The organism is Aliidongia dinghuensis (assembly GCF_014643535.1).
Lineage (GTDB): Bacteria > Pseudomonadota > Alphaproteobacteria > ATCC43930 > CGMCC-115725 > Aliidongia > Aliidongia dinghuensis.
Genome location: NZ_BMJQ01000007.1, coordinates 326,917 through 334,922 on the forward strand (window position 1 = coordinate 326,917; position 8,006 = coordinate 334,922).

The following is an 8,006-nucleotide window of genomic DNA, read 5'->3' on the forward strand; positions in this document are numbered from 1 at the left end:
GCGCCGCATGGGCTTTCGCCGCCGACTGACCGTCTTTCTCATGACGACCCTGGTGCTGGTCCAGGCGCTGACGGCGGCCGCGGTCTACAGCTTCACCCGCTCGACCCTGGTCGAGCAGGGCAAGGCGCAGCTGGCCGACGCCGCGGGCCTGTTCGTCCGCCAGCTGGACGAGATCGGCGTCCAGGTCTCCGCCGACGTCCAGGTGCTGGCGCTCGATTTCGCGCTGCGCCAGGCGATCGCCCAGCGCGAGCTTCCGACCGTGCTGTCGGCGCTGCGCAACCATGGCCGCCGGGTCGGCGCCGCGCGCGTGATGCAGGTCGGGCTCGACGGCATGATCGATGTCGACACCGCCGACCCCGAGGGGCATGCGCCCACCAGGCTCTTTGCCTTTCCCGAGTTGATCGACGCCGCTGCGGTCAATGGCCGCGGCGCCTCGGTGGTGGCGATCGACGGGCTTGCTTCCTGGCTGGTCGTCGTGCCGGTGAAGGCCCCGGTGCCGATCGCCTATATCGCGGTCTACCTGCCGCTCGACGACGCGCTCCTGGGCAAGCTGCAGAAGCTCGCGGCGCTGCCCAAGGCCATCGAGCTGGCGTTCGACGACCATGGTGCCTGGCATCCGGTCGCCGGCACGGCGGCGGGCCTCTTGGCCGATCTGCCGAAGCCGGGCGCCGTGCTCGCGGGCACAACAGGCCCCGACACCTCCACCCCCGACACCTCCACCCCCGACACCTCCACCAACGTGCTGCAGCAGAAGGACGAGCTGGTGCTGGCCGTCCCGCTCGCCACCCCGGCCGACAGCACGCGGGTCGTGGCGGTGCTGGGCTATTCGATCGACGAGGCGCTGCAGCAGTACCGGCTGCTCATGTTCGTGATCGTCGTGCTGCTGGCGCTCGGCCTGGTCGTGGCGCTCGCCGGCGCCATGCTGATCGCCCGCGGTGTCGCGCGGCCGGTCGAGGAGCTCGCCGCTGCCACGCGGCGTATCGAAAGCGGCGACTACAGCCCGCCGCCGCTCCTGCCCCAGGAGGATGAGATCGGGCAGCTGAGCCAGGCGCTCGGCAGCATGGCCCTCGCGATCAGCGAGCGCGAGGAGCGTATCCGCTACCAGGCCTCGCATGATCCGGTGACCGGGCTCCTCAACCGGGCGGCGTTCGAAGTCGCGATGGCGCCGTTCCTGGCGCCGGCCCATGTCCGGGGGGCGCTCTTGAGCGTCGGCCTCGCCCGGCACCAGCAGATTGTCAACACGGTGGGCCGCGAGATCGCCGACCGGGTGCTGAGGGATGCGGGTGCCCGGCTTTCGAACCTGCTCGCGGCGGCCGGGCGCGATGTGCCGCTGGGCGTCGTCGGCGACCGGTCCTTCGCCCTGTTCATGCCCGGGCTCGATGCCGAGGGCGCCCATCAATGGGCCGAGCGGATCGCCCAGCATTTCGACCGGCCGTACCTCGAGGGCGACCTCACGATCGACAGCGCCGCCGCGGTCGGCATCGCGCTCGCGCCGATCCACGGCGCCACCGACTCCGAGCTGCTGCTGCACGGCGACGTGGCGCTGCTCTCCGCGCTCGGCTCGGAAAATCACGTCGCGATCTATGATCCGGCGACCGATCCGCACCGGCCGGAGCACCTGTCGCTGATGAGCGACCTGCGCGAGGCGCTCGACCAGAACGCGCTGCAGCTGTTCTACCAGCCGAAGCTCGACCTGGCGGTCGGCCGGATCTCAGGCGCCGAGGCGCTGATCCGCTGGCGCCATCCCAAGCGCGGCTTCGTGCCGCCTGATGCCTTCATCACGCTCGCCGAGGAAACCGGTAACATCCAGCGCCTGACCCGCTGGGTGCTCGAAGCCGGCATCGGCCAGGTCGCGGCCTGGCGCAAGATGGGCCTGGCGCTCCGGCTCTCGATCAACCTGTCGGTCCGTGACCTGGCCGACGAGAGCCTGCCGGAACGGATCGGCGCGCTCATGGCCGCCTACGACGTGCCGGCCGACTATCTGGTGCTCGAGGTGACCGAGAGCGCCATCATGGGTAAGCCCGATGCGGCGATCGCCGTGTTGCGCCGGCTCGCGAACCAGGGCATCGCGCTTTCGGTCGACGATTTCGGCGTCGGGCAGTCCTCGCTCAACTACCTGCGCCGGCTGCCGGTGAGTGAGCTCAAGATCGACAAGAGCTTCGTCTTGAAGCTGGCCGAAACGCCGGACGACCGCACCATCGTGCAGTCCGTGGTCGAGCTCGGCCATCGCCTCGGCTACAGTGTCACGGCCGAGGGCATCGAGGACGAGGCGAGCCTGGCGCTTCTCAGCAATTACGGCTGCGACTATGGCCAGGGCTACCATATCGGCAAGCCGATGCCGGCCGAGGTGTTCAACCGCTTCCTGAGCGACGCCCGCTGGCGCGGCAAGCGCCTGCAGGAGGCTTCGTGACGCCTGCCCGGCGCACGGTCGGTCTCATCCTTTTCCTGGCGGTCGCCAGCATCGGCCGCGCCTTGGCCTTCGAACTCGGTGACGAGCTGCACCTGGATGGCTTCGTCGACGGCCGGCTCATCGAGCCGGGCAGCGAGAAGAGCTGGATCAAGGGCGGCTTCGGCAAGCTGCGCTACGGCAGCGGCGGGTTCGAGGCGAATGCCGGCGGTATCGTCCTGGTGCCCTGGGCCCAGATCACGCCGGCGCTGATCGGCGTCGTTGACCTGCGCTACGACCCGGGCCAGCGCGACATCTTCGGCGTCGACGAGGCCTATCTGCGCTATCGCCCGGTCTCGACCACGCCCTGGCGCTGGTCGGTCAAGGCCGGCGCCTTCTTCCCGCCGATCTCGCTCGAAAACGACGCCGTCGGCTGGACCAGCCCCTGGACGATCACGCCGTCGGCCATCAACAGCTGGGTCGGCGAAGAGCTGCGTACGATCGGCGTCGAGCCGCGGCTCGAATGGCGCGGCGAGGCGGGCACGCTGACCGCGACCGCGGCGACATTCGGTGCCGCGAGCAAGGCTGGCACCTTGCTCGCGGACGGCGGCTGGAACCTCTCGGACGTAATCACGCCGCTCGGCGGGCGCGTCCGGCTGCCCAGCGCGTGGGGCGCGGCCCGCAGCAGCCGTGTGTTCGACGAGGTCGACAATCGCGTCGGCTGGTACGCGGGGGCCAGTTGGCGGATGCCCGAATGGGGCGAGTTGTCGCTCTTGCGCTACGACAACGACGCCGATCTCGACGCGAGCGTCACCAACAAGCCCTGGCGCACCCGCTTCTGGAGCCTCGGCGCCAAGACCGGGATCGACGAGTTCACTATCCTGGCCCAGGGCATGCTGGGCGACACCAGCGTCGCCTATGAGCCGGAGGAGTCCACCACGACTCGGTTCTACGCCGCCTATCTGCTGGTCGGCTGGCAAAGGGGCGACTGGCGCATCGCCGGCCGCGTCGACCGGTTCGGCACGGGCAACGACGGCGGCGACAGCGATGATATCAAGACCGAGCATGGCCTGGCCGAGACGCTTGCCGTCACTTGGCGGCCGCGCGACTGGCTCCGGCTGACCGGCGAGGCGCTCCGGGTCGACAGCACGCGGGCCCAGCGCCTGACCCAGGGTCTCGCCCGGCGCTCGGTCGACGACCAGTTCCAGGCCTCGGCACGCCTGTTCTTTTGACGGCAATCAATCGGCAAGAAATCCGGCCTACGCTTGAGGCCGCTTCGCGCCCAAAGGGCTTAAGAATCGAGACAAGCCATGACGCCGCTCAAAGAGCGCTTCCGGACCCGCATCCCCTCCGTCCCGGCCTTCCTGCGCCGCGCCGCCGCCGACCGCCGGCGGCTCGCCTACGACCTGCTGCCGATCGCGTCCACGCCGGCGATGCGGGCGCGGATCGCCCGGCTCATCGCACTCACTCAGCCCAAGACGCCCGGCTTCGCACCGTCCGAGACTGCGCGCGCGTGGCATCGGGCGCTCGATGACACGGGCATCACGCCGACCCTGCCGCGCTGGCCCACCGCCTGGACCGACGAGCTGCGCGCCTATTTCCAGTCCGTGCCCTGCACCGATCCCTATCGCACCCATCTGGGATCGTTCCTCTGGGACCAGGTGCCCAGCACCGAGACGAACATGGGCTATTTCGGCATCGAGCAGGTGCTGAAGGCGCCCCATGCGCTCGAGATCTTCAACGATCGCCGGGTGCTGGAGACGGCCGAGCTCTATCTCGGCTGCAAGCCGCTGCTCGACAATATCGGCTGCTGGTGGTCCTACGGCGACCGGCCGGCGGCCAAGGGCACGCAGCGCTATCACCGCGATTTCGATTCGATCCGCGGCTTCAAGCTGTTCCTCTATCTGACCGATGTCGACGAGACGGCAGGCCCGCACGTCTATATGAAAGGCTCGCATACGAGCCCGCTGCTCGACACCGGCCGGGCGCAGAGCGACGAGGCGATACGCGCCGCCTTCGGCGCCGAAAACGAGGTCCATATGGTCGGCGGCGCCGGCACCTGGTTCCTCGCCGACACGTTCGGCTTCCACAAGGGCGCGCTGCCGACGACCGGGCGGCGGCTCATCCTGGTCGCGCAATACAACGTCAACCGCTCGCCCCACCTGCCGCCGGCCCCGGTCATGGCCCGGCCGGACGCGGCGCTCGATCCGTTCGTCAACCGGCTGCTGCTGGCGTGAGACGGGACGGGTTGTGACCCGTGCGAGCGGGAGGGGGAGGAGCCGGCAGGGCCCATTTTTCCGCCGGGGAGCAAGGCGCAGGCCATCAGAGCTGTTTCACCGAACTGGCGCCGAGGGCGGGCCCGCCGCGCACGTCAAAGGGGATCGTCTGCGTCTTGCCCTGTCGCTCCAGCGAGACATGAAGCTGCAACGGACCGCGCGGGACGGCAGCGGCGAGCCTGGCGGCTGCGCCACCCGCTTCCAACAGGAGCATGCAAGGCTCGTCGACCGTGATCGCCAGCCCCGGATCAAGCGACAGGCGGCCGGCGGCGTAGAATATGATTTCGGTAACGCCCAGCCGGTCGTGGCGGACCGCCTGAATATCCGAGGTATTGGCGAGAACCCGCACCGGACTGTGCCGCGCATAGTCGGCAAGACGCGCCGCGTCGATGTCCGGCACCACGATGTACTGATAGCTGGCGCCGTTCGGACGCGTTCCGTGGCTTACGAACAGGGAAAAAACGTCCTTGGTGACCGGCACCTTGGGCTGAAGGGAATTGATGTCCGACCAGCTGCCGGTGCGCGGACCCGTACCCAGCGTGACGTCGGCTTTCCCCGGGAACACATAGCCGACACCGTCGTGCAACACCCAGGACACGCCCGCCAGCGCCTGTTGTCCCGGGGGCGCGGTCCGGCCATCGACCAGCACATTGCCCCGCAGCAAGGTTTGATTGAGGGTGGTGTCGACGTCGACCGTCCGCGTCGAGGAAATTCCGGCACCGAGGGCCACGAACTCGTCGTCGAAGAAGAACCAGGCCTTGTGGGCATGGAGAGAAGTTCCGGCCTCGACATCGACCTTCATCGCCGCCGCGCCATACGTCCCGTCCGAGACGCCGCCGACGAAGCCGTTCTGCTGGTCGACGTGGCTGAGGAAGCGCGGCACCTCGGCGGGAGCGGTCACGCCCGGCAAATGAGCCCAGTCCCAGGCGGGATAGATGTCCAGATATTCGTCGCCGCGCCGGGCGATGGTGGTGAAGCCGAAGGGAAGCCAATAGCCCTTCAGGTTCTCGCCGTTGATGGTTTCCGTTCCGTAGGTGCGGTTGGAGACCATCTTGACCGATGCGTAATATCCGGCCCGCTGGTGGACCGTGAAATCGGAATCCCAGAAGTGTTTGTGGCCAAGAAAACTGAAGGGCGCCCCCGTTCCTTGGATGTGCGCCTTCAAGCCGTCATATTCGCCCTTCTTCCCCGGGTTCAGCTCCGCCATCGCGTCGAGCGCCGGGAGTAGGCCTGGCGCCTCCTGGCCCGCTCCCGGCCGGGCGATCTCGCGGCCGATCGCTCCCGGATCGAGCATCCGGCCGCGCACCATCAGGCGCGTGCCGTCGAGCAGGAGGTCGGACAGGACGCCGACATGGGCGGCGTCGAAGGCGAACCGGGTGCCCTGCAGCAGTCGGGCGTTGGCGGTGCCGTCCTTCAGCAGATTCAGGCCATATCCGCCGTCGTAGAGCTGCGGGCCATGCTGGTGGAAGCTGTGATCGTACTGGATCCCTTCAGACTCGGCCGTCACCGCGGCCACGCTCTCCATGGCTTTCGCTGCGTTCGCCACGTCCTCGGCCGACGGTCGCAACACGCCGCGCACCAATTGTTCGGTGGCGCACCACACCAGGTTCTCTCCGGTGAAGTGGTAAGACGCCAGTTCCACGGGATCGTGCAGGTCTGCCAGTCCCGAGCGAAGGAGATCGGCCGGCAGATCTCGGTCCATCAGAATTAGAATTGGTTCTAGCGCCAGTTGCTGGCCGATCTCGGTGTGCCACCAGTCGTCGGCAGCGGGCCTTTTCCGGTACCAGAACGCCAGTCCCCTTACGATCGCATCCCGCATCGCGGCCGAGGCGTGATCCGGGCTGTTCGGGTTTCGATAGGCAATGGCCATCAGTTTCAGGCGATCCAGATGCTTCTGCGGATCCCAGTTGAGCGAACGGTCGGCATAGTTGATGTCAGGCCAGCTTCCATCGGCAGCGAGGGAGGCGAGAGAACGGGACGCATCGGCATAGGGTGCGGCCTCGTACTGGGCAACGAGCCTGCCTTTGATGACGGTAATATCTGCATCACTGGAAACTGTCGGCGATTGCGCCAATGCGTGGCCGCTTGCGGCAAGCCCCAGAATCACGGCAATGGCGGCGATGCGTCCCGGGCAGCAAACGGCGAGAACTCTTGGCACGCCTTCCTCCTCTGGCCGCCGGACGGCGGCATGATGGGCCGGTTCAGCTTTTCAGCCCGCGGCGATAAAGGGTGATGCGTTGCGGCGCCTCTAACCAGGCGGGTTCGAGGCCGTACCGTGAGGGGCCCAATCCCGGCGGACCGGCTGTCGGTAGAGCGAACGGACGAGGAGGGGATGGTGGATCAATTCGCAATCGTCAGGTGAAAGGGGCAAAAGGAGAATGTACGCACTGCGCCGCGTTTCGACGAGCCCCGCGGCTTCAAGCCGTTCCTTTATCCGACCGATGTCGACGAGACGGCAGGCCCGCACGTCTACATGGAAGGCTCGCATACGAGCCCGCTGCTCGACACTGGCCGGGCGCAGAGCGACGATGCGGTGCGCAAGGCCTTCGGCGCCGGGAACGAGGTCCATATGGCCGGCGCCGCCGGCACCTGGTTCCTCGCCGACACGGTTCGGCTTCCACAAGGGTGCGCTCCCCACGACGGGCCGGCGGCTCATCCTGGTCGCGCAATACAACATCAACCGCTCGCCCCACCTGCCTCCGGCCCCGGTCATGGCCCGGCCGAACCCGGCCCTCGCCCCGTTCGCCAATAGGCTGCCGCTGGCGTGAGCCGAGGGCGGGCTCGCGCTCGTCGCGAATGGCCCTGAACAGCGACCGTCAGTCCGGATGAGTGATCCCTTCCTCAAGAAGGGCGATGCTCATGCCGGCGGACAGGTGCAACGGGCCGACCACTTCGTCCTTCACGATCTGCCGCAGAACGGCCAGCGCCGGCTCGCGTGCCACGCCCAGGCAGCATTGGGCGGCAATCAGTCGAACCTGAATGTGGGGATGGTCGAACAGTTTCGTCAGTGCCAGTCGAGCCTGAAGTCCTCGTCTGCGAAGCTCCTTGTCTATTTCGCTTTGTTTGTCAAAAATTCTATTGTATTCCTTTATTTCGTCATTGAGCATGGATGGATATTGCTGCTCGCAGAGCGACGCGAATTGGACAACAAGTTCGTCGATTGTTAGATTATCGAGTTTCATTATTTCAGCACTCCAACCGCGCGCAAACCTACCAAGTCGTCCGTGAAGAACCCGCCTGAGCGATATTTCAGGCGGGTTTTGCGTCTGTGCCGTCGGCGGGCCAGACCTGGATCCAGGCACACAAGATCGCTGTGAACCACCTCAGCAGGAGGTGGAAATTGA

5 protein-coding genes are annotated in these 8,006 nt (G+C 67.2%); 3 read left to right on the forward strand and 2 right to left on the reverse strand.

The genetic code is table 11. From position 1 onward, the window contains the following. Positions 1-7 precede the first annotated feature (7 nt). From IEY58_RS15595 to IEY58_RS15605, 3 genes are all read left to right on the forward strand, one after another. Positions 8-2,410: a putative bifunctional diguanylate cyclase/phosphodiesterase gene (locus tag IEY58_RS15595; RefSeq protein ID WP_189047347.1), complete on the forward strand. Its 2,403-nt coding sequence runs from the start codon at positions 8-10 to the stop codon at positions 2,408-2,410. Further along, positions 2,407-3,618 carry a hypothetical protein gene (locus IEY58_RS15600; RefSeq protein ID WP_189047349.1) on the forward strand — a complete coding sequence of 404 codons (1,212 nt, stop codon included), beginning with the start codon at positions 2,407-2,409 and terminating at the stop codon, positions 3,616-3,618. Before IEY58_RS15595 ends, IEY58_RS15600 begins: the two co-directional genes overlap by 4 nt. A gap of 78 nt (positions 3,619-3,696) precedes the next feature. Next, positions 3,697-4,623 carry a phytanoyl-CoA dioxygenase family protein gene (locus tag IEY58_RS15605; protein ID WP_189047350.1) on the forward strand — a complete coding sequence of 309 codons (927 nt, stop codon included), beginning with the start codon at positions 3,697-3,699 and terminating at the stop codon, positions 4,621-4,623. 85 nt (positions 4,624-4,708) lie between these two features. Here IEY58_RS15605 and IEY58_RS15610 read toward each other — a convergent pair whose 3' ends face one another. Next, a complete protein-coding gene (locus IEY58_RS15610; RefSeq protein WP_189047352.1) occupies positions 4,709-6,820 on the reverse strand; it encodes a polysaccharide lyase 8 family protein in 2,112 nt (703 codons plus the stop codon). Between the two features lie 658 nt (positions 6,821-7,478). Beyond that, positions 7,479-7,844, reverse strand: coding sequence for a DUF2019 domain-containing protein (locus IEY58_RS15615; protein WP_189047354.1), 366 nt, complete (start codon positions 7,842-7,844; stop codon positions 7,479-7,481). Positions 7,845-8,006: the final 162 nt, after the last annotated feature.

Bases quoted from the DNA above. Each gene is read 5' to 3' on its own strand.
- IEY58_RS15615 (WP_189047354.1), bottom strand. From the start codon at position 7,844: ATGAAACTCGATAATCTAACAATCGACGAACTTGTTGTCCAATTCGCG.
- IEY58_RS15595 (WP_189047347.1), top strand. From the start codon at position 8: ATGGGCTTTCGCCGCCGACTGACCGTCTTTCTCATGACGACCCTGGTG.
- IEY58_RS15605 (WP_189047350.1), top strand. From the start codon at position 3,697: ATGACGCCGCTCAAAGAGCGCTTCCGGACCCGCATCCCCTCCGTCCCG.